Source organism: Mesorhizobium sp. B2-4-18 (assembly GCF_006441385.1).
GTDB lineage: Bacteria > Pseudomonadota > Alphaproteobacteria > Rhizobiales > Rhizobiaceae > Mesorhizobium > Mesorhizobium australicum.
Map to the genome: position 1 here is coordinate 43,252 of NZ_VFUW01000008.1, position 19,887 is coordinate 63,138.

The 19,887-nt window shown below is 64.3% G+C and carries 22 protein-coding genes; 13 read left to right on the forward strand and 9 right to left on the reverse strand.

From position 1 onward, the window contains the following. Positions 1-22 precede the first annotated feature (22 nt). From sppA to FJ527_RS19560, 4 genes are all read left to right on the forward strand, one after another. On the forward strand, positions 23-979 hold the full coding sequence (gene sppA / locus FJ527_RS19545; protein WP_140823886.1) for a signal peptide peptidase SppA: 957 nt from the start codon (positions 23-25) through the stop codon (positions 977-979). 79 nt (positions 980-1,058) lie between these two features. Next, on the forward strand, positions 1,059-1,343 hold the full coding sequence (locus FJ527_RS19550; RefSeq protein ID WP_006200394.1) for an integration host factor subunit beta: 285 nt from the start codon (positions 1,059-1,061) through the stop codon (positions 1,341-1,343). Positions 1,344-1,394: 51 nt separating this feature from the next. Continuing rightward, a complete protein-coding gene (locus FJ527_RS19555) occupies positions 1,395-1,763 on the forward strand; it encodes a DUF1049 domain-containing protein (RefSeq protein ID WP_140823887.1) in 369 nt (122 codons plus the stop codon). Positions 1,764-1,800: 37 nt separating this feature from the next. Next, on the forward strand, positions 1,801-2,766 hold the full coding sequence (locus FJ527_RS19560) for an ornithine cyclodeaminase family protein (protein ID WP_140823888.1): 966 nt from the start codon (positions 1,801-1,803) through the stop codon (positions 2,764-2,766). Here the strand turns inward: FJ527_RS19560 and FJ527_RS19565 are convergent. Continuing rightward, on the reverse strand, positions 2,756-3,193 hold the full coding sequence (locus tag FJ527_RS19565) for an EVE domain-containing protein (RefSeq protein ID WP_140823889.1): 438 nt from the start codon (positions 3,191-3,193) through the stop codon (positions 2,756-2,758). The genes FJ527_RS19560 and FJ527_RS19565 overlap by 11 nt on opposite strands. Positions 3,194-3,342: 149 nt before the next feature. On the opposite strand from FJ527_RS19565, the gene FJ527_RS19570 reads away from it, so the two are divergent. The 7 genes from FJ527_RS19570 to FJ527_RS19600 all read left to right on the forward strand — a co-directional run bounded on the left by FJ527_RS19570 (position 3,343) and on the right by FJ527_RS19600 (position 11,008). After that, positions 3,343-3,831, forward strand: coding sequence for a DUF1772 domain-containing protein (locus tag FJ527_RS19570; protein WP_140823890.1), 489 nt, complete (start codon positions 3,343-3,345; stop codon positions 3,829-3,831). Between the two features lie 126 nt (positions 3,832-3,957). Then, on the forward strand, positions 3,958-5,040 hold the full coding sequence (locus FJ527_RS19575; RefSeq protein WP_140823891.1) for a class I SAM-dependent rRNA methyltransferase: 1,083 nt from the start codon (positions 3,958-3,960) through the stop codon (positions 5,038-5,040). Position 5,041: 1 nt separating this feature from the next. Next, entirely contained in the window at positions 5,042-5,899 is an 858-nt protein-coding gene (locus tag FJ527_RS19580) for an RNA methyltransferase (RefSeq protein ID WP_015315708.1), read from the forward strand. A gap of 13 nt (positions 5,900-5,912) precedes the next feature. Then, entirely contained in the window at positions 5,913-6,410 is a 498-nt protein-coding gene (gene lspA / locus FJ527_RS19585; protein ID WP_140823892.1) for a signal peptidase II, read from the forward strand. Between the two features lie 53 nt (positions 6,411-6,463). Further along, a complete protein-coding gene (locus FJ527_RS19590; RefSeq protein WP_140661702.1) occupies positions 6,464-7,453 on the forward strand; it encodes an MDR family oxidoreductase in 990 nt (329 codons plus the stop codon). 143 nt (positions 7,454-7,596) lie between these two features. Beyond that, on the forward strand, positions 7,597-9,891 hold the full coding sequence (locus FJ527_RS19595) for a PAS domain-containing hybrid sensor histidine kinase/response regulator (RefSeq protein ID WP_140823893.1): 2,295 nt from the start codon (positions 7,597-7,599) through the stop codon (positions 9,889-9,891). A gap of 241 nt (positions 9,892-10,132) precedes the next feature. Continuing rightward, complete coding sequence (locus tag FJ527_RS19600) at positions 10,133-11,008, forward strand: GNAT family N-acetyltransferase (protein WP_041163320.1); 876 nt, start codon at positions 10,133-10,135, stop codon at positions 11,006-11,008. A 79-nt stretch (positions 11,009-11,087) separates the two neighbouring features. Here FJ527_RS19600 and FJ527_RS19605 read toward each other — a convergent pair whose 3' ends face one another. Both FJ527_RS19605 and grpE read right to left on the reverse strand, forming a co-directional pair. Further along, positions 11,088-11,720: a trimeric intracellular cation channel family protein gene (locus FJ527_RS19605; RefSeq protein ID WP_140618884.1), complete on the reverse strand. Its 633-nt coding sequence runs from the start codon at positions 11,718-11,720 to the stop codon at positions 11,088-11,090. Between the two features lie 102 nt (positions 11,721-11,822). Next, the gene (gene grpE, locus FJ527_RS19610; protein WP_015315702.1) at positions 11,823-12,455 is read right to left on the reverse strand and encodes a nucleotide exchange factor GrpE; all 633 of its coding nucleotides are present in this window, start codon (positions 12,453-12,455) and stop codon (positions 11,823-11,825) included. 238 nt (positions 12,456-12,693) lie between these two features. Between grpE and FJ527_RS19615 the strand changes: the two genes are divergently transcribed. Together FJ527_RS19615 and FJ527_RS19620 are read left to right on the forward strand one after the other, a co-directional pair. Then, positions 12,694-12,894 carry a hypothetical protein gene (locus tag FJ527_RS19615; RefSeq protein ID WP_015315701.1) on the forward strand — a complete coding sequence of 67 codons (201 nt, stop codon included), beginning with the start codon at positions 12,694-12,696 and terminating at the stop codon, positions 12,892-12,894. 89 nt (positions 12,895-12,983) lie between these two features. Next, a complete protein-coding gene (locus FJ527_RS19620; RefSeq protein ID WP_140618886.1) occupies positions 12,984-14,006 on the forward strand; it encodes a fatty acid desaturase in 1,023 nt (340 codons plus the stop codon). Between the two features lie 43 nt (positions 14,007-14,049). On the opposite strand, the gene FJ527_RS19625 is transcribed toward FJ527_RS19620, so the two are convergent. From FJ527_RS19625 to cysG, 6 genes are all read right to left on the reverse strand, one after another. Next, the gene (locus tag FJ527_RS19625; RefSeq protein ID WP_140823894.1) at positions 14,050-14,670 is read right to left on the reverse strand and encodes a DJ-1/PfpI family protein; all 621 of its coding nucleotides are present in this window, start codon (positions 14,668-14,670) and stop codon (positions 14,050-14,052) included. Positions 14,671-14,820: 150 nt separating this feature from the next. Further along, entirely contained in the window at positions 14,821-15,354 is a 534-nt protein-coding gene (locus FJ527_RS19630) for a DUF934 domain-containing protein (RefSeq protein ID WP_140823895.1), read from the reverse strand. Positions 15,355-15,523: 169 nt separating this feature from the next. Next, on the reverse strand, positions 15,524-16,288 hold the full coding sequence (locus tag FJ527_RS19635; protein ID WP_140823896.1) for a phosphoadenylyl-sulfate reductase: 765 nt from the start codon (positions 16,286-16,288) through the stop codon (positions 15,524-15,526). Continuing rightward, complete coding sequence (locus tag FJ527_RS19640; protein ID WP_140823897.1) at positions 16,263-17,933, reverse strand: nitrite/sulfite reductase; 1,671 nt, start codon at positions 17,931-17,933, stop codon at positions 16,263-16,265. Before FJ527_RS19640 ends, FJ527_RS19635 begins: the two co-directional genes overlap by 26 nt. Before the next feature lie 45 nt (positions 17,934-17,978). After that, positions 17,979-18,272, reverse strand: a complete 294-nt coding sequence (locus tag FJ527_RS19645; RefSeq protein WP_140823898.1) for a DUF2849 domain-containing protein — start codon at positions 18,270-18,272, stop codon at positions 17,979-17,981. Continuing rightward, entirely contained in the window at positions 18,269-19,717 is a 1,449-nt protein-coding gene (gene cysG, locus FJ527_RS19650; protein WP_015315694.1) for a siroheme synthase CysG, read from the reverse strand. The genes FJ527_RS19645 and cysG overlap by 4 nt, the downstream gene beginning before the upstream one ends. Positions 19,718-19,887: the final 170 nt, after the last annotated feature.

Here is a 19,887-nt window from a genome sequence, read left to right on the forward strand (position 1 = left end):
CCCGATGACTGTGAGGCTGACGATGGCATTGAGAGCCGACGACCTGATCGACCGCCGCCGCTTGCGGCGCAAGCTGACTTTCTGGCGTGTCGCGGCCTTCGGCATCGTGGCGCTCGGGGTGATTGCGGTGTCGGCCTGGTTCTATGGCGACGATTTCGGCGGCTCCGCCGTCGACCACATCGCCAAGGTCAGGATCGAAGGCACCATCACCGAGGACGACGAACTGATCAAGCGGCTGGAGGCTATCCGCCAGTCGCCGAAAGTAAAAGGCGTGATCCTTGTGGTCGATTCTCCTGGCGGCACCACCGTCGGCGGGGAATCGATCTACGAGGAGGTGCGCAAGCTGGCCGCCGACAAGCCTGTCGTGGCCGAGGTCGGCACGCTCGCCGCGTCGGCGGGTTACATGATCGCCAGTGCCGCCGACCATATTGTCGCCCGCAAGACCTCGATCGTCGGCTCGATCGGCGTGCTGATCCAGTATCCCGACGTCAGCGGCCTGATGGACAAGCTCGGCGTCAAGCTGGAGGAGGTCAAGTCCTCGCCGCTGAAAGCCTCACCCTCGCCCTTCAAGCCGACCAATGACGACGAGCGCGCCATGGTCCGCAAGCTCATTCTGGACAGCTACGACTGGTTCGTCGGCATCGTCGCCGAACGTCGCAAGATGACCCACGAACAGGCGCTGGCGCTGGCCGACGGTTCGATCTTCACTGGCCGCCAGGGTGTTGCCAACGGGCTGATCGACGCCGTCGGCGGCGAGTCCGTGGCGATCGACTGGCTGGCGACCAAGGGTGTCGATGCCAAGCTCAAGGTGGTCGAGTGGAAGGACACGGAACGGCGCGGCGGTTTCCTGTTCTCGAAGGCGATGGCACGCATGATCGCCGGCGCGCTCGGCCTGCCGGACTCCGGCGGCGACGTGATCCATGAACTTGGCGCCGACCGCTTGTTTCTTGACGGTCTCGTTTCCGTCTGGCACCCTTGAGACGCGTTGGGACAGCTAAAAAAGCAAATAAAATCATCCTGATAATTTTGGCCGAACTGCTTTCACGGGGACCCGTCTGATGATCAAGTCCGAGCTTGTGCAGATTATTGCCACGCGCAATCCGCATCTTTTCCTGCGCGACGTCGAAAACATCGTCGGCGCGATCTTCGATGAAATCACCGACGCGCTTGCCGAGGGCAACCGGGTCGAATTGCGCGGTTTCGGCGCTTTTTCGGTGAAGAACCGACCTGCCCGCACCGGCCGCAACCCGCGCACCGGCGAATCCGTCGAGGTCGAGGAGAAATGGGTGCCGTTCTTCAAGACCGGCAAGGAGTTGCGTGAAAGGCTGAACGGCGGCAAGTAGGCGCGTCAGCGCCGGAAGCCCTATCGCCGCCCGCTTGCGACGGAAAACATCATGCTCAATCGCTTCATGCTCATCGTGGTCTTCGTGCCCCTGGCGATCATCCTGATCGCTTTGGCCGTCGCCAACCGCGAACTCGTCGCCTTCACGCTGGACCCGTTCAATCCCGGAAATCCGAAGCTGACGCTCACCTTGCCGCTGTTCATCTTCCTGTTCCTGGCGCTCGCCATCGGCATGGTCGTCGGCAGCCTGGCGACATGGGTGAAGCAGGGCCACTACCGCAAACTGGCGCGCCAGCGCGGTGTCGAGGCCGAAAACCTGCGCCAGGCAGTCAGCCGCACGCCCTCGGTGCCGCAGGCGTCAGCCCAAGGATCGGCCCAAGGATCGGCCCAAGGATCGGCATTGCCGAAGCCGACCAATTGAGCCGCAGGTCGGCGCGTTTCTTTTCACGGAGCTTTTCATGCTGACCATTTCGGCCGCTGAGGTCGATCGTGCGCTGACCTTTCCTGGACTGGTCGAGACATTGCGCACGGCATTTCGCGAGGGCGCGGTGCAGCCGGTCAGGCATCATCACACGGTCGAAAGGCCTGACGGCGCGGCGTCGACCTTGCTGCTGATGCCCGCATGGACCGATTTTCACGCCGCGGGCCGTTCCGCCGGCGGCCATATCGGCGTCAAGATCGTCACCGTCTCGCCCGACAACAACGCCGTCGGCAAGCCCGCCGTGATGGGGCTCTATCTCCTGCTCGATGGCGGCACCGGCGAGCCGGAAGCCCTGATCGACGGCCAGCGGCTGACGCAGTGGCGCACGGCGTGCGCCTCGGCCCTCGCGGCGTCCTATCTCGCCCGCGACGATGCCTCGCGTCTGCTCGTGGTCGGCGCCGGCGCGCTGTCGCCCTTCCTGGCCAAGGCGCACAGCGCCGTGCGGCCAATCAAGACCATCCGCATCTGGAACCGCACCCCGGCCAACGCCGAGAAAGTCGCGGCCGATCTGCGCGCCGAGGGCTTCGCGGCCAGCGCCGCGACCGATCTCGATGCCGAGCTTGGCCAGGCCGACATCGTCTCCTCGGCGACAATCACCACCACGCCGCTGATCAAGGGCACGTTGCTGCGGCCGGGAACCCATGTCGACCTGGTCGGCGGCTTTACGCCTGCGATGCGCGAAAGCGATGACGACGCGGTCATGCGCGCCCGCGTCTATGTCGACACCCGCGCCGGCGCCACCAAGGAAGCCGGCGACATCGTCCAGCCACTGGCCTCAGGCGTGCTGAAACCACAAGCCATCGTCGCCGACCTGCACGAACTGGCGCGCGGCCAAAAGGAAGGTCGCGGCAGCCCGGACGAGATTACGCTGTTCAAGTCGGTCGGTGCCGCGCTGGAGGATTTGGCCGCCGGCATTGCCGTCTACAAGGCGCTCAGGGGCTAGTCGAAGCGAGTTTGGCGCCCATCGTCTCCGCGATCAAAGCGAAATCTGCCACGCTGATGGGGAACAAGCCAAAGCGCAACGGGTAACCCCAGTTCGATTTGCCTGAGGTGAACTCCAGCCCCTCAAGCAATGGCTTGATCGGCGTTTCCTGTGCCTGTGCCCAGTCGACATCGCGACGGAACGGCGTGAAGCCGCCGCCCATGTCGCCTTGATAGGGCTCTCCTTCCCGCACAGTGCCAATTGCCGTGAACGCCTGCAGACCGTCTTTCTCCCCCAAAACCGTGGTCGGCGAATAATAGACAATGCCATCACCGGGCCTGACGCGGCGCAGCGGTGCCGCCTTGCCATGGTTGACCTGCATGAAGCCGCCCTTGCGGCCGCGCCGGACATGTTCGGCCGACGCCACGGCGATCCAATACGCGCTCATTTCTGTTCCTAATTGGCCAGTTGTCCGTCGGCCAACGCTTGCCCGCTAATCGGCCCGCAGTGCCGGAGTGCCAAACGATAGGGCTGGGGCCGCGGCAATGGCAAGTGCGGCCGTTCGGAACGGCTTCGGCCCGGAACCGTTGTTGCGTCATGCGACTATATGGCTTCCTGCTGTTCTGGTCTGTCTTGGCCACCATGGTCGCCGCACTCAGCCTCGGGCCGTCTTTCGCCCACGTTCTGGAATCGGCGCCCCGGCTCACCCGATGGTCCCCGGCGCTTTGGCGCGAGGCCACCGTTTTCAACGGCCAGTTCCTGCTCTTCGCAATCATTGGCGCGCCGCTGGATGTCGCGGCAATCATCTGCCCGGGACTGCTGGCGTGGCTGCTGCGCCAGGATCGGCCGGCGTTCTGGTTCGCACTCGCCGCCACCTTGCTCTATGCGCTATCCCTCGTGCTTTGGTTCGTTCTCGTCAAACCGGCCAATAAAATTCTCGCCACCTGGGTGCCAGGGCCAATTCCAGACAATTTCGAAGCCATACGGCTGCGCTGGGAAACCGGCCACATGGCCGTCGCGGCGGCCAAGGCTGCCGGCTTCGTTTCGCTGGTTGTCGCACTGCTTTCGATCGGGCGTGGCGGCTAAGCCATCCGCAATCGCCCCAATCGCCGCAACTGCTCCAATCGTTGCTATCGCAATGTCGCTCGGGTTTGTTGCGCCGATGGGCATAGCTGTGGCAGAAGCGGGCCGAACCGCCGGAGAAGCTGTCTCTTGAAGTCTTTTCGCGACAAACGCCGCGACGGCCGCCCGCACCAGCCGGGTAAAGGCGAGGCCGCGCAATCGCGTCCACCGGAAGGCCGCGGCGTGAACAGGCCGGAGGTCAGGCCGCGGCAAGACCTGAAGCCGGACCAGCCCGCACCGAAATCCACGCCCCGCAACCTTGCCCGTCGCGACGGCGTCCTGCCCGCTGAGCAACTTCCGGTAATCCTCGAAGTGGCACCCAACGCGGATTACGCGCTGCTCGACAGCGGCGCGGGACAAAAGCTTGAACAATATGGCCCCTACCGCATCGTGCGGCCCGAGGGCCAGGCGATCTGGCAGAAAGCTCTGCCGGCAAAGGACTGGGAGCGTGCCGACGCGATCTTCACCGGTGACACCGACGAGGAAGGCATCGGTCGCTGGCGTTTTCCCAGGACGCCGCTCGGCGAAACCTGGCCGATGAAGCATGACGGCGTCGACTATCTCGGCCGCTTCACCTCGTTTCGCCATGTCGGCGTCTTTCCCGAGCAGGCGTCGCACTGGGACCATATGGCCGGGCTGATCGCGGCCGCCAGGCGGCCAGTCAAGGTACTCAACCTGTTCGGCTATACCGGCCTTGCCTCGCTGGTGGCGGCGCGCGCCGGCGCCGAGGTCACCCATGTCGACGCCTCGAAGAAGGCGATCGGCTGGGCCCGCGAAAACCAGGAGATATCAGGACTTGGCGGCAAGCCGATCCGCTGGATCGTCGACGACGCGGTCAAGTTCGCCGAGCGCGAGGAGCGGCGTGGCAGCCGCTACGACATCGTCCTGTTCGATCCGCCGGCCTATGGCCGCGGCCCCAAGGGCGAGGTCTGGCAATTGTTCGAGGACCTGCCTGATTTGACGGATCTCTGTCGCTCGATCCTGACCCCAAAACCGCTTGCCGTGGTGCTGACCGCCTATTCGATCCGTGCCTCCTTCTTCGCCATCCACGCTCTGATGCGCGACACATTCGCCGGCATGGGCGGCAAGGTTGAATCGGGTGAGCTGATCATCCGTGAAAAGTCCGCCGGCCGGGCGCTTTCGACGTCACTGTTTTCGCGCTGGGTGGCCTGACATGAACGAACGGCATGCCGGCGCGCCCGGTCAGGTGAAGGAAGTCACCAGCCTTGCCAATCCGCTGGTCAAGGACATCAAGGCACTTGCCTTGAAGAAATTCCGCGACCAGCAGAACGCCTTCATGGCCGAGGGGCTGAAGCTGGTCATCGATGCGCTCGACTTGGGCTGGCAGATAAGGACGTTGGTTTTCGCCAAGGCAGGACGCGGCAACGCGGCCGTGGAAAAGGTCGCGGCACGCACGGTCGCCGCCGGGGGCACCGTGCTCGAAGTATCGGAAAAGGTGCTTGTCGCCATCACCCGCCGCGACAATCCGCAAATGGTGGTCGGCGTCTTCTCGCAGAAATTCCTGGCCCTGAAGGACATCCGTGCCGACAATGGCGATGTCTGGGTGGCGCTCGACCGGGTGCGCGATCCCGGCAATCTCGGCACCGTCATCCGCACCGTCGATGCCGTCGGCGCCAAGGGCGTCATCCTGGTCGGCGACACCACCGATCCGTTTTCGGTGGAAACGGTGCGCGCCACCATGGGGTCGATCTTCGCCATACCGGTGGCCAAGGCAACGACGGAGGCATTCCTTGCCTGGCGCGGCGGCTTTTCAGGGCTGGTTGCCGGCACCCATCTGAAAGGGGCGGTCGACTACCGCTCGGTCGATTTTTCCCGCGGGCCGGTGCTGCTGATGATGGGCAATGAGCAGCAGGGCCTGCCCGAAAGCCTGGCGGCAAGCTGCGACAGGCTGCTCAGGATTCCGCAGGCGGGCCGTGCCGATTCGCTCAATCTCGCGGTCGCCACCGGCATCATGCTGTTCGAGATCCGGCGCGGCGCGCTGAAGCTCGAACCAATTTCGGACCAGCAATGAGGGTTGCCCAATCGTGAAATCATGGTCTCCCTACGCGCTGCTCGTCATCGTGGCCATCGCGCTCGACCAGTGGGTAAAGACGCGGGTCGAAGCCGGACTGCCCTTCCAGGAAAAGCTCGACCTCCTGCCCTTCCTGGCGCTGTTTCGCACCTACAACACCGGAATCGCCTTCTCGATGTTCTCCTCCTTCGGCGACATCGGCCTGGTTGTCATCGCGGTGCTGGTCGTCGCTTTCGTGCTTTACCTCGCCACGCGCACGCCATCGGGCCATGTCATCGCCCGCACCGGCTTTGCCCTGATCATCGGCGGCGCGCTGGGCAATCTGATCGACCGCGCCGTCTACGGCCACGTCATCGATTACATCCTGTTCCACACGCCGGTCTGGTCCTTCGCCGTCTTCAACCTTGCCGACGCCTTCATTTCGGTGGGCGCGGCCCTGGTCGTCTTCGACGAACTCATCGGCTGGCGGCGTGAACCCACGCCTCCGAACGCCAAGCCTTCCGAGGATTGACCCCGCGCGGCCATCGCCGCACAGTCACGCCGAGCAAGTTCGGGGAGAAAAAGATGACCGAAACCTTCAAAGCCATCCTCGTTTCGCGCGATGCCGAGAAAAAACAGTCGGTCGCCGTGACCGATCTCACCGACGCCGATCTGATGGAGGGCGACGTCACCATCGCGGTCGAGGCGACGACGGTGAACTACAAGGATGGACTGGCGATATCGGGCAAGGCGCCGGTGATCCGTCGATGGCCACTGGTGCCGGGCATCGACCTTGCCGGCACCGTCATCTCCTCTTCCAATCCCGACTGGCGCAAGGGCGACAAGGTCATCCTGAACGGCTGGGGCGTTGGCGAAACCCATTTCGGCGCCTATGCCGGGCGCGCCCGCGTCAAGGGCGACTGGCTGGTGCCCCTGCCGGAGGGCATGAGCGCGCATGATGCCATGGCGGTCGGCACCGCCGGCTACACGGCCATGCTCTGCGTCATGGCGCTGGAGCGGCACGGCATCCTGCCTGAGCGCGGACCTGTCGTGGTGACGGGTGCTGCGGGCGGCGTCGGTTCGGTCGCGGTCTCGATCCTGTCCAGCCTCGGCTACCATGTCATCGCGTCGACCGGCCGCAATGCCGAAAGCCCCTATCTGATCAACCTCGGCGCCGCCGAGGTGATATCGCGCGACGAGCTCAACCAGCCCGCCAAGCCGTTGGCCAAGGAGCGCTGGGCCGGCGGCATCGATTCGGTCGGCAGCCACACGCTGGCCAATGTGCTGTCGATGACCTCCTATGGCGGCGCGGTCGCGGCCTGCGGCCTGGCCGGCGGCATGGATCTTCCGTCGAGTGTCGCCCCCTTCATCCTGCGCGGCGTCTCCCTGCTCGGCATCGATTCGGTGATGGCGCCGAAAGCCGTGCGCCTCGAGGCCTGGCGGCGCATCGGCTCCGATCTCGATGTGGACAAGCTCGCCAGCCTGTCCACGACCATCGGCTTCGACGGCATCATCGGTGCGGCACACGACATCGTCAACGGCAAGATCCGCGGCCGCGTCGTCGTCGACATGTGACCCGGCTCAGGGGTGGCAGGCGCGGGGCGGAATTGCCACATTGGTGGCAAATACGTCGCCGCCGGGCCAAAAACGCCCGATCCGCTAAAATTCGAACGATCCCCCGCAATTTTCCATAATCTCTGTCTGGCAAAGGATCTCGCATGATCGCGGAATCCGACAGCCAACAGGCCGACGCCGGCGACGACATCGATGCGGCATCGGCGCAACCGCCGGTATCGGCGCGGCGGTTTATCGCCGCGCCGCCGCTGGTCCCTGATCAGCAACCGGCCAAGCGCGAAGGCCTGCCGATCCTGACCTTCGTTGCCGTCATGCTGCTGGCCGGCCTCTCATCCCTGACCGGGGCGCCAGTCTTCATCAGCCTTGCCTTGCTGGCAACCGGCCTTGCTGGCTTGGCCATGCATCTGCGCGCCAGACGCAGCGTACGCCGCACCGCGGTCCTGCTCGACGAAACCACCGCCCGCAACCGCGCCGAGATCGAGACGCTGGCCGACCGCATGTGGGAGATGCAGGAAAGCGAGGAGCGCTTTCGCGGTCTCATCGACGCGCTCGGCGATCTCGTCATCCATCGCGACCGCGACGGCTACATCGTCTACGCCAACAAGGTGTTCGCCGACCTCGTCGAAACCGATCCGCGCGATCTTGCCGGCAAGACGTTGGCCGAACTCGGCATCGAGGTCGGTATCGTTCCCGATGCGGCTTTCTCGGATCATGAATGCCTGAGTTCCACCGACGTTGCCATCCGCACGCCGACGGGCCCGCGCTGGTTCTCCTGGATCGAGCTGTCGGTGCGCGAAAAGGACAGCGGTGCCGTTTCGCATCGCGCCATCGCCCGCGACATCACAGCACGCAAGCGCGCTGAATCGTCCATGATCACCGCGCGCGAGCGGGCCGAGTTCGCGAGCCAGGCCAAGTCGCGCTTCCTCGCCACCGTCAGCCATGAGATCCGCACGCCGATGAACGGCATCATGGGCATGGCCAGGCTGCTCGCCGACACCAGCCTTTCGCCGGAGCAGCAGACCTATGTCGGCGCCATCTCGACCTCGGCCAGCGCCTTGCTTGCCCTGATCGAGGACCTGCTCGACTATTCCAAGATCGAGGCCGGACGCTTCGATCCCGAACCGCAGCCCATGTCGGTGCGCGAGATCGCCGACAACATCATCGAATTGATGGCCGCGCGCGCCTTTGCCAAGAGCATTGGCCTTGGCTGCCATGTCGAACCGGATGTGCCGCAATTGATCACCGCCGATCCGGGCCGGGTCAGGCAGGTGCTGCTCAACCTTATCGGCAACGCCATCAAGTTCACCGACAGTGGCGGCGTGCTGGTCAGCGTAGCGCGCGCCCGAACCGAGACCAGCGACCGCATCTGCTTCACCATCGCCGATACGGGTCCCGGCCTGCGCGACGAGGACATGGAGCGCATCTTCGAGGAGTTCGAGCAGGCCGACGGCACCTCGACGCGCACGCATGGCGGTGCTGGACTGGGACTTGCCATCTCCAAGCGCCTGGTGGCCGCCATGGGCGGCACGATTTCGGTTTCCAGCCGGCTTGGCCAGGGATCGGAATTCGTCTTCGAGATTCCCGCCACATCAGCCACCGAGCCGCCGCAGGGCCGGTTGAACGCGCTTGCCGGGCGACGCGCCGTGATCGTATCCAAGAACACCGTCGAGGCCGACGCCATCGCCCGCACCATCCGCTCCAATGGCGGAGCGGCCGGAATCGCCACCACCGTGGCTCAGGCCGCATCCTTTGCCGACGGCTGCGACGTGCTTCTGGTCGACGCGGCCATGGAAGAGAGTGACGGAAGGCTGCTCAAGCGGCTTCGCCAGCATGGGTTTTCCGATTGCGAAGCCGTCACGCTGATCGCACCCACCGACCGCGGCATGCTGGGCGAGTTTCGTGCCAGCGGCTACGCGACTTTCCTTGCCCGGCCAGTGCGCGGAGGAACACTTTTGCGTGTCCTTTTGAGCAGCCACGCACCGGTCCTGGCCCAGCCGCAGCCGGAAAAACGCCGCGCACCGGCGCTTCGTGCCTCAGGCGAACGCCAGCAGGGCCTGTCCGTGCTGATCGCCGAGGACAACGACATCAATGCCATGCTGGCCCGCGCGACGCTGTTGAAGGCCGGGCATCGCGTCAAGGTGGTCGGCAACGGCAAGGCCGCCGTCGAGGCGGTCACCGGTGCCGGCCACAAGCACCGCTTCGACGTGGTGCTGATGGATCTTCATATGCCCGTCATGGACGGACTGGACGCCATTGCCGCGATCCGCCGCCATGAAGAGGAGGCCTCCGTGCCGCCGGTGCCGATCATGGTGCTGTCGGCCGACAGCCAGGAAAAGACCCGCCATGCGGTGCTCGCCCACGGCGCCAGCGGCTTCGTCACCAAGCCGCTCGACCCCGATGCGCTGGTCAGTGCCGTCGAGGGCCAGGTCGCCGCTTGAGCCAGCTTTTTCCGGGGTGCGTGGCTGGTCAAGGCCGCCAAAAACCAGCCCATTTTCGGCGCCCGCGAACGCGACGCGCCTGGGGTCTTGTGACGCAACGTAGCCGGTTGACCGTTTTCGCCAGCCGACGAAGTATTGCCCGCGACGCCGTATCACGGTACTGTCACAATCCTGTTGCACCTACACCGTATCCCCGTGCCAAGAGGGATGGCTCGAAGGAGAATCACTCGTGCATACAGTTATGCCGGAATGTGACACTCGGCCGAACGCCAGCAGCGCCTTGCTCGCCGGACGTAATGTCGATTCCGTCATAAAGGGCGCGGCGCTCGGCCGTATCGGCAATCTCGAAGTGCGGCTCGCCCGCAACGAGGCCGAGATCGCGGCCGCGCAGGAAGTGCGTTACCGTGTATTCTATGACGAGCTTGGCGCCAGGAAGGATCTGTTCCAGGCGCAGGACCGCCGCGACGCCGACCGCTTCGACCCGCTCTGCGACCATCTGCTCGTCCTCGACACCACGCTTTCCGGCCCTGAGCACCGCCGTATCGTCGGCACCTATCGCTTGCTGCGGCAAGAAATCGCGGCAACCGCCGGAGGCTTCTATTCCGAAGGCGAATTCGAGCTGACCAAGCTCATCGCCCGCCATCCCAGCCAGCGTTTCCTTGAACTCGGCCGTTCCTGCGTCTTGCCGGAATACCGTTCGAAGCGCACCATCGAAGCGCTATGGCAAGGCATCTGGGCCTACATCAATCACTACGAGATCGGGGTGATGACCGGCTGCGCCTCGTTCCATGGCACCGTGCCGGCCGCGCATGCGGAGGCGCTCACCTATCTTGCCCATCACTGCCGCACCAACTCGGCCTGGGACGTGCGCGCTGTGTCGGGGCGCTATTGCTCCATGGACCTGATGCCAATCGAGGCGGTCAACACCAAGGCGGCGATCGCGGCGATGCCGCCTCTGGTCAAGGGCTATCTGCGGGTCGGCGCTCGCATCGGCGATGGTTGCGTCATCGACCGCGAATTCTCCACGGTCGACATTTTCGTCGTGATGCCGGTCAAGGAGATAGGTGCCCGCTACGTCAACTATTATGGCGGGGAAGCGCAGCGCTTCGCCGCGTGAGCGATTAGGCAGTAGTCAGTAGTCAAGACGACACGATTCGCGCTTCGGCGACTACTGACCACTCCCCTACTCCCTCTCCTCACGGAATGTCTTCCGGCCGCCGGCCGGGCCGGCTCTTGTAGGCTGGAAAGGTCCAGCCGAAACGGAGCGCGCCGCCGCGAACCGCGAACGCCGCGGCGAAGCCGGCCAGCTCTGAAACGATCGGCGGCAATCCTGTGACGTCGCCAGCCGTGAAGATGGCAGCGCCCGTGAGAGCGGCCGTAACATAGATTTCCGGCCTCAGCAGCACCGAGGGTTCGCCGGCCAGCAGATCGCGCAGGATACCGCCGGACGTGGCGGTGAGCACGCCGGTGATGACGGAGACGACCGGCGAACCGGTAATGGCCAGTCCCTTGGCCGCACCCATCACCGAAAAAGCGGCCAGCCCGATGGCGTCGAGCCAGAGCAGCCATTTCCAGCGGGATTCGATACGGTGCGCGGCAAAGAAAACCAGCACAGCGGCCGCCGCGCAGATCAGCACGTAGCTGGAGTTGGCGACCCAGAAAACCGGCAGATTGAGGATGACGTCGCGAAGCGTGCCGCCGCCGATGCCGGTGACGCTGGCCAGGAACAGGAAGCCGATAATGTCGAGCTGTTTGCGCGACGCCGCCAACGCCCCCGTCGCCGCGAAGACCGCAACGCCGGCATAGTCGAGGAGGGCGATCGGATTCATGGAGTGAGTAGTGAAGTAGTCAGTAGTGAAAGGCAATTGGCGAAGCAGGCGCCTACCCGGCCCAGTCCTTGCTACTCACAACTCTCTATCGCTACCCATTAATCACGCATCCTTCTCGGCCTGCTCATTGACCGGCCCTGGCTCGACCGGCGCGTCGGCGGCGATTTTCGGACCACCCTTGGCGACGCCGACCATGGCCGGGCGCAGCACCCGCTCGCCGATCGAATAGCCCGGCTGCACGACCTGGACCACGGTGTTGGCCGGAACATCGGGATTGGGCACTTCAAACATTGCCTGGTGGAAATTGGGATCGAACTTCTCGCCCTCGGGAGCGAGTTTCTTGACCCCATGCCGCTCCAGCGCCGACAGCATGGCGCGCTCGGTCAGGTCGACGCCTTCGATTAGCGCCTTGAAGCCGGCATCCCCCGATGCCTTGGCCTCGGCCGGAATGGCATCCAGGGCGCGGCGCAGATTGTCCGACACCGACAGCATGTCGCGGGCGAAATTCGCCACCGCGTAAGTGCGCGCGTCATGCACGTCGCGCGCGGTGCGGCGGCGCAGGTTTTCCATCTCGGCCGCGACCCGCAGCGCGCGGTCCTTCAGTTCTTCATTTTCCTTCAGCAGCCGTACAAGCGCTTCGTAGTCACCATCGGTGCTGCCTTCCGTGCGCTCGGCATTGGCCTCGGCCGCCTCGGCTTCATTGGGCGTGCGTTCGTCTTTTGCCTGGTCGCTCATCGCCGTTTCCCGTCATCTCGAATGGTATGGATTTTGTGCCCGATATCGAGGTTCGCAGGCCAAAAATCAAGGGGAAAGAGACCGCAGGGGCCTGCGACCCGACCAGGAAAGCACGATGGGGACGCTTCGATTTTAATTCAAATTTTACCGTACTTGCCGGCTTTGCTTGCCACGAGGCGGTGATGCGGGAACCATTCCGCTGCTGGGGGAGTTTCGGAGCCGACGCAGGATTTTTGAAATGATGACCCGCAACAAGCTTGAAAAAGGAGAAGGGCTCGCTGCGGAGGTTCGGCGCCAGTTCGGCGCCGAGGCAGTGACGCGCTTTCTGCGCACCTTGCCAGCCTTCCGCATCGAACCCGACATTCCGGACCGGTTTGAGCAATTGCTCGAGCATCTCGACCGGGTCGAGGATGGCGACGCCGGCTGGCGACGGCAGTAGGATTGCCTGGGCCTTACGCGACAATTACGCACAGTAACTTTGCGTGATCCCTGGCTTGCGGTGGCGGCGCACCCTGCCTATGCTTCCTGATGAACATGATTTCTCCCGAGGCAGCTGCCAACAGCAAGCGCGCCTGGCTCAAGATCCTGGCGCGCTACAAGAAGCCTGACAGGCGGCGTAGCACACTCGAACTCGCCATCACCCTCATTCCTTTCGCCACGCTGTGGGCTCTGTCTTCCGCTGCCTATGCCTATGGTCATTGGTGGGGACTGGTGCTGATCCTGCCCGCGGCCGGCTTCCTAGTGCGGATTTTCATGATCCAGCACGATTGCGGCCATGGCTCCTTCTTTGCCAATCGCATTGCCGATGACTGGATCGGCCGCGCGCTGGGCATCCTGACGCTGACGCCCTACGACTGCTGGCGGCGTGCCCATGCCACCCATCATGCCAGCGCCGGCAATCTCGACGAACGCGGCATGGGCGACATCAGGACGCTGACCGTCGCCGAATACCGGCGGATGTCCTGGCGGGGTCGCCTGGCTTACCGCCTCTACCGCCATCCCCTGGTGATGTTCGGCCTGGGGCCGATCTGGCTGTTCATCTTCTCGCAAAGGCTGCCTATCGGCATGATGCGTGGCGGCCTGACGCCCTGGGTGTCGTCAATGACCACCAATCTTGGCATCGCGCTTGCCGCGGCCATCCTCATCTGGGTCATCGGCCCCGGCGCGTTCCTGATCGTCCATCTGCCGATCGTCATTCTCGCCGGTTCGGCCGGCATCTGGCTGTTCTATGTCCAGCACCAGTTCGAGGAGACCGAATGGGCGAAGGATGAGGAATGGGAGTTCCAGCGCGCCGCCCTGCACGGCTCGTCCTATTACGACCTCCCGCCGGTGCTGAACTGGTTCACCGGCAATATCGGCGTTCACCACGTCCACCACCTCTCCGCCAAGGTGCCCGGCTACCGGCTGCAGGAAGTGCTGCGGGATTATCCCGAGCTGCGCGGCATCGGCCGCGTCACGCTCCTCGAGAGCCTGCGCTGCGTCAAACTGGCCTTGTGGGACGAAAGCAGCCACAAACTGGTGTCGTTCCGCGAAGCGCGGATGGCGGCGTAGAGCATACCGCCGCGCCAGCGCGGCGGTATTTCCCAAACCTTTCTCAGGCCGCTTGCCGCTCGTCGCGCATCAGGATCTGGCCATGGTGGATCTCCGTGCCCAGCACCTTCAGGCATTCGCGGATGAAATTGGACAGGCCCGGCCAGCCCTTGGCCGAAACGAGATTGCCGTCGACATGGGCCCCGTTCGGCGCGACGTCGATATAGATGCCGCCGGCCAGCGTGACTTCCGGCTCGCAATAGTGAAGCGCCGCCACCTCCCTGCCCCGCACCACGCCGTCGACCGCGACTAGGATCTGCACGCCATGGCAGATGGTGAAGATCGGCTTGCCTGTCTCATGGAAGTGCCGCACCAGCGCCTGCACGCGCTTGTCGATACGGATGTATTCGGGACCGCGCCCGCCCGCCGCGTAGACGGCATCGTACTGGGCCGGATCCACCTCGGAAAACGTCTTGTTGAGGATGTAATCGTGTCCGGGCTTCTCGGTGTAGGTCTGGTGGCCCTCGAAATCGTGCAGCGATGTCTTCAGCACATCGCCCGCCTTCTTGTCCGGGCAAACGACATGCACGGTATGGCCGACGGCATGCATGGCCTGTTCAAAGACGAAAATCTCGTATTCCTCGCTGAACTCGCCAACGAGCATCAATATCTTCTTGCCAGCCATTCCCGGTTTCTCCCTTTGTGGCTATTTATTTCGGGTCGCGAAATAACAGCGGTATCCTAAGGGCAAGATGCCGGGAGGAAAAGCGCAAATCGCACAATTGGTACGACCAGTTTTTTGGAGTAGAGGCCTTCGACCTTGCTGGAAAAAGCGTCAGCTGTTGCGAAGGCGCCGCCAGGAATATTTCGGTCCCTTGGTCTCCGTTATGGCGGCCGGCTGGTAATAAAGCCCCAACCCGCCGGTGCGGCCTTCTTCCAGGCGCTTCAAGAGCACTGGATTCGAGATCTCGAATTCATCGAAGCCAAGCCGCAGCATGTGCGGCAACGGGTCGACCAAGACCTGCCCGGTGGCACGCAGCGCGCCCGTGAAATGATAACGGCTGCGCAGCAGTTCGCCCTTGGAGAAGGAGCGGCCGTCGCCGAAAGCCGGGAAGGTCAGCGCCACCAGCGACAGCTGGTCGAGCAGGTCGGCGATCTTCTCGAGCTGGTCGCCGGGCTGCAGCACGACGCCGAGCCGCTCCTTCGCCGAGCGGCGCACCTCCGGGTCAAGATCGAGGAACGCCTGCAGCGGCAGGATGAATCGGCCATTGCCGGAAAGCGCGTCGGCGCTTTCGGCATGGCTCCACTCGTCCTCGCGAAAACCCTCCGGGGTCCAGAGCCGGGTCTCCGGTGTCGTCGGTCCAGTCATTAAAATTCCTAAAATTCGAAGAGCTCGAGCGTGTGTTGAAATTCAGGTCAGGCTATGTCGAAAACGGCGGCTTGCGAGAACCGGAGCGGAACGTACTTGCAGTCCGTGAGCACCGGAAGCGCAGGAAGCCGCCGTTTGCAGCCCGGCCTCACCTGAATGGCAACATACCTTATAGTGATGCGTCGGTCAGCGACACTTCCAGTCCCGACAGGTGAATGCCGCACTCGGTCTTGGCGTGGCCGGCCCAGCGGCCGCTGCGCGCATCCTCACCCGGCTGCACCGGCTGCGTGCAGGGAAAGCAGCCAATCGACAGATAACCATAGGCGACCAGCGGGTTTTCGCGCAGCGCATGCGCGCGCATGTAGTCGGCCTGGTCCGACGTCGTCCAGTGCGCCAGCGGATTGATGCGGATGCGAGGGCCGACCGCCTCGAACACCGGAAGTGCGGCCCGTGTCGAGGCCTGGAAGCGTTTGCGGCCGGTGAACCAGGCGCGAAAGGGTGCGACGCCACGTGCCAGCGGCTCGACCTTGCGCACGTCGCAGCAGGCATCGGTGTTGTTCTGGTGCAGATTGCCGGTCGGGTCGATCCGTTCGAGCGCCGCTTCGTCCGGCTTGATCACCCGGATGTTGGTCAATCCGAAATCGGCGACCAGCGCGTCGCGATAGCCGAGCGTCTCCTCGAAATGCTTGCCGGTATCGAGGAAGATGACCGGCAGCGTGCGGTCGATCTTGGCGATCATATGCAGCAGCACCGCCGAATCCGCGCCGAACGAAGACACGGCGGCGATCTCGTCGTGAAACAGATCGTTGGCCGATCGTTCGATGAGCTCGATCGGGCTGAGATGACCGTAGAGCGCGTCAAACCCGGCCGCTTTGGCGGCGATGCCGTCATCGACATCGGCAATATGGTCAAGCGGCCTTGGCTTCGCCAGCATAGAGCGCCTCCTTGAACGGCGCGGGACCGACACGGCGGTAGGCGTCGATGAATTTTTCCTGCGGATTGAGCCGAAGGCCGAGATAGGTGTCGACAATCTGCTCGATGGCGTCGGTGATTTCTTCCGAAGAGAAGCCACGGCCGATGATCTCGCCGACCGAAGTGTTCTCGTCGGCCGAACCGCCCAATGTCACCTGGTAGAGTTCGGAGCCCTTCTTCTCGACACCGAGGATGCCGATATGGCCGACATGGTGGTGGCCGCAGGCATTGATGCAGCCGGAGATCTTCAGCTTCAATTCGCCGATCTCGCGCTGCCGCTCCAGCGAGGCGAAGCGGCGCGAGATTTCCTGTGCGATCGGGATCGAGCGTGCCGTCGCCAGCGCGCAATAATCGAGGCCCGGGCACGAGATGATGTCCGAGATCAGGTTGGAATTAGCCGTCGCCAGCCCGATGTCGACCAGCGCGTCATAGACCGCCTTGAGGTCGGCACGCGCCACATGCGGCAGGATGAGGTTCTGCTCGTGGCTGACGCGAAGCTCGTCGAAGGCATATTTCTCGGCAATGTCGGCGACCGCTTCCATCTGGCTGTCGGTCGCATCGCCCGGCACCTCGCCGATACCCTTGAGCGAGATCGTCACCGCCGCGTAGTCGGGGTGGCGGTGCGTCACCACGTTCTGGTCGAGCCAGTCCGAGAAGCCCTTGGAATCCAGCCGCGCCACCTTGACGGCAGCGTCGCCGTCCGGCCGCTCGGTCAGCGCGGGCGGTGCGAAATAGGCCTCGATCGCGCGGATGTCCGCCTCGGGCAGCTTCAGCTCCGCGTCCTTCAATTCCTGCCACTCGGCCTCGACCTGGCGGGTGATTTCCTCGGCGCCGGTCTCGTGGACCAGGATCTTGATGCGCGCCTTGTACTTGTTGTCGCGGCGGCCATAGAGATTGTAAACGCGCAGGATCGCCGTGCAGTAGGAGAGAAGGTCGGCTTCGGGCAAGAAGTCGCGGATCTTCCTCGCCACCATCGGCGTGCGGCCCTGGCCACCACCGACATAGACGGCGAAGCCGAGTTCGCCGGCGGCGTTCTTCTTCAGGTGCAGGCCGATGTCGTGCGTCTGGATGGCGGCGCGATCGCGCTCGGCTCCCGTCACCGCGATCTTGAACTTGCGCGGCAGGAACGAGAATTCCGGATGCACCGAAGACCACTGCCGCAGGATTTCCGCATAGGGACGCGGATCGGCGACCTCGTCGGCGGCAGCCCCGGCAAAATGATCGGCGGTGACATTGCGAATGCAGTTGCCGCTGGTCTGGATGGCGTGCATCTCCACGCTGGCCAAGTCCGCCAGGATCGCCGGAATGTCCGACAGCGCCGGCCAGTTGAACTGGATGTTCTGGCGCGTGGTGAAATGGCCGTAGCCCTTATCGTATTTGCGGGCGATGTGGCCGAGCATGCGCAACTGCTTGCCGTTCAGCGTGCCGTAGGGCACCGCGATGCGCAGCATGTAGGCGTGCAGCTGCAGATAGACACCGTTCATCAGCCGGAGCGGCCGGAACTGGTCCTCGGTGATCTCGCCGGACAGCCGGCGCTCGACCTGGTCGCTGAACTCGGCGACGCGGGCCTGGACAAAATCGTGGTCGAACTCATCGTAACGGTACATGCTTCGTCTTTCAGGGCGCGTCCGCCCGTTCACCTGGTGTCCTGGCTATGCCGCCCGCTCGGCCTGCTTGCCGAGGTCGTTGCGGATGGTCGGGCCAGCGGCGCGGATCTTCTCGCGCAGCCGCACCGGCTCGACAACGCCGTCGACGATGTCCGCGTCGATCAGATTGACGTCGACCACTTCATTGCCGGCATGGGCCTTGGCGCCGATCGCCTCCAGCCGATCCTCGGCCGCCTTGTCGTGGGCAAGGTCGGCATGGTCCACCGTCTCGGCCCAGCCGCCATCGGCGTACCAGACGGCAATGCCGTCGGCGAGGCGATTGGCGGTCAGTATCTTCATGGCTGAACTCCCTCGGCGGCTGCTACGGGCACGCTCTCGTGCCTGTGTGCCGCGAGCGGCTCGGACCGCTCGAAATTGGCGCCGGCGACGGCGTCGCCGATGATGGTCATGACCGGGCCCGACAGATCGGCGCGCGCTTCCAGCGACGGCAGGTCGGCAAGTGTGCCGTGGAAGCGTCGGCGATTGGCCAGGCTGGCATTCTCGACCACGGCGACCGCCGTGTCCGGCGACAAGCCCGCCTCGATCAGCCGGCCGGCAACTTCGGCCGCGACCGAGCGGCCCATGTAGACGGCAACGGTAGCGCCGGAAATCGCGAGCTTGGCCCAATCCGGCAGTGAATTGCCCTTGAGATCGTGGCCGGTGGTGAACACCATCGAGGAGGAAACGCCGCGCAGCGTCAACGGCAGTTCGAAATCGGCGGCAGCGGCAAAGGCCGCTGTGACGCCTGGAACCACCTCATAGGCGATGCCGGCGTCACGAAGCGCGGCCATCTCCTCGCCGGCGCGGCCGAACACCAGCGGATCGCCCGATTTCAGCCGCACGACGCGCTTGCCCTGACGACCGAGATCCACCAGCAACGCATTGATTTCGGCCTGGCTCTTGGTATGGCAGCCCTTGCGCTTTCCCACCGGCAGGCGCTCGGCATCGCGGCGGCCCATGGCGACGATCGCCTCCGGCACCAGCGCGTCATGGACGATGACATCGGCCTCCATCAGCAGACGATGCGCCCGCAGGGTCAGCAGGTCCTCGGCGCCGGGACCGGCGCCCACCAGGGCGATGTGGCCGCGAATGGGCGCGTCGGACAACAGCAGATCGGTGGCGGCTTCGCGCGCCTGTGAAAATTCGCCGGCCTCGACGGCGCGTGCTGGCGCTCCGCCGAAGAAGTCGCTCCAGAAACGGCGGCGTACATTGCCCCTGGGCAATCTCTCGGCGGCATTGCGGAACGACGCCGCAAGCGCTGCCAGTGGCCCGAGCGAGGGCGACAGCATGCGGTCGATGCGGCTGCGCAGCATCTGGGCAAGCACGGGCCCCGCGCCTTCGGTACCGATCGCCACGGCGACCGGTGCGCGGTTGACCAGCGCCGGAGTGAAGAAATCACAGAGGTCCGGCCGGTCGACGGCATTGACGGGAATGCCCAGCCGGCGCGCGTCGGCGGCGACGCGACGGTCGAGCGCCTCGTCGCCGCTGGCGGCAAACACCATCACGGCGCCTTCAAGCTGCGAAGCATCATACGCGCCGGGCATATGGTTCGCGCCCGTCTCGGCGATGAAGGCCAACAGATCCGGTTCGGCATCCCCAGCGATGATGTGCAGGACCGCGCTCGACTGGGCGATCAGCCGCGCCTTGACCAAAGCCTCCTCGCCGCCGCCGACAATGGCCACGGCTTCGCCCTCGACCCGCATGAAGACGGGGAAGGCGTTGAGCTTGGTGGTGGCTTGCGACATGACAAAGCAGATCCGGGAACAGGGTCGCAGTTTTACGCCCAAGCGTAAAAAAGCAGAAGCAAAGCACTCGCGCATCCGGTGATGGCAGGCAATCGCTTTTCCGCAACCGCGAAGGGCAGGAGAAAAATATTCCATGCCCATGCACCGGGAGCGCCCGGGCTGCTGAAACG

Excerpts from the sequence above, each read along its gene's own strand:
- FJ527_RS19600 (WP_041163320.1), top strand. The coding sequence starts at position 10,133 with ATGCCGGAATGTGACACTCGGCCGAACGCCAGCAGCGCCTTGCTCGCC.
- FJ527_RS19615 (WP_015315701.1), top strand. The coding sequence starts at position 12,694 with ATGATGACCCGCAACAAGCTTGAAAAAGGAGAAGGGCTCGCTGCGGAG.
- FJ527_RS19635 (WP_140823896.1), bottom strand. The coding sequence starts at position 16,288 with ATGCTGGCGAAGCCAAGGCCGCTTGACCATATTGCCGATGTCGATGAC.
- FJ527_RS19645 (WP_140823898.1), bottom strand. The coding sequence starts at position 18,272 with ATGAAGATACTGACCGCCAATCGCCTCGCCGACGGCATTGCCGTCTGG.
- FJ527_RS19590 (WP_140661702.1), top strand. The coding sequence starts at position 6,464 with ATGACCGAAACCTTCAAAGCCATCCTCGTTTCGCGCGATGCCGAGAAA.
- FJ527_RS19605 (WP_140618884.1), bottom strand. The coding sequence starts at position 11,720 with ATGAATCCGATCGCCCTCCTCGACTATGCCGGCGTTGCGGTCTTCGCG.
- FJ527_RS19625 (WP_140823894.1), bottom strand. The coding sequence starts at position 14,670 with ATGGCTGGCAAGAAGATATTGATGCTCGTTGGCGAGTTCAGCGAGGAA.
- FJ527_RS19595 (WP_140823893.1), top strand. The coding sequence starts at position 7,597 with ATGATCGCGGAATCCGACAGCCAACAGGCCGACGCCGGCGACGACATC.
- sppA (WP_140823886.1), top strand. The coding sequence starts at position 23 with ATGGCATTGAGAGCCGACGACCTGATCGACCGCCGCCGCTTGCGGCGC.
- cysG (WP_015315694.1), bottom strand. The coding sequence starts at position 19,717 with ATGTCGCAAGCCACCACCAAGCTCAACGCCTTCCCCGTCTTCATGCGG.
- FJ527_RS19580 (WP_015315708.1), top strand. The coding sequence starts at position 5,042 with ATGAACGAACGGCATGCCGGCGCGCCCGGTCAGGTGAAGGAAGTCACC.
- FJ527_RS19630 (WP_140823895.1), bottom strand. The coding sequence starts at position 15,354 with ATGACTGGACCGACGACACCGGAGACCCGGCTCTGGACCCCGGAGGGT.
- FJ527_RS19565 (WP_140823889.1), bottom strand. The coding sequence starts at position 3,193 with ATGAGCGCGTATTGGATCGCCGTGGCGTCGGCCGAACATGTCCGGCGC.
- FJ527_RS19560 (WP_140823888.1), top strand. The coding sequence starts at position 1,801 with ATGCTGACCATTTCGGCCGCTGAGGTCGATCGTGCGCTGACCTTTCCT.
- FJ527_RS19550 (WP_006200394.1), top strand. The coding sequence starts at position 1,059 with ATGATCAAGTCCGAGCTTGTGCAGATTATTGCCACGCGCAATCCGCAT.
- FJ527_RS19555 (WP_140823887.1), top strand. The coding sequence starts at position 1,395 with ATGCTCAATCGCTTCATGCTCATCGTGGTCTTCGTGCCCCTGGCGATC.
- FJ527_RS19640 (WP_140823897.1), bottom strand. The coding sequence starts at position 17,933 with ATGTACCGTTACGATGAGTTCGACCACGATTTTGTCCAGGCCCGCGTC.
- FJ527_RS19570 (WP_140823890.1), top strand. The coding sequence starts at position 3,343 with ATGCGACTATATGGCTTCCTGCTGTTCTGGTCTGTCTTGGCCACCATG.
- FJ527_RS19620 (WP_140618886.1), top strand. The coding sequence starts at position 12,984 with ATGAACATGATTTCTCCCGAGGCAGCTGCCAACAGCAAGCGCGCCTGG.
- grpE (WP_015315702.1), bottom strand. The coding sequence starts at position 12,455 with ATGAGCGACCAGGCAAAAGACGAACGCACGCCCAATGAAGCCGAGGCG.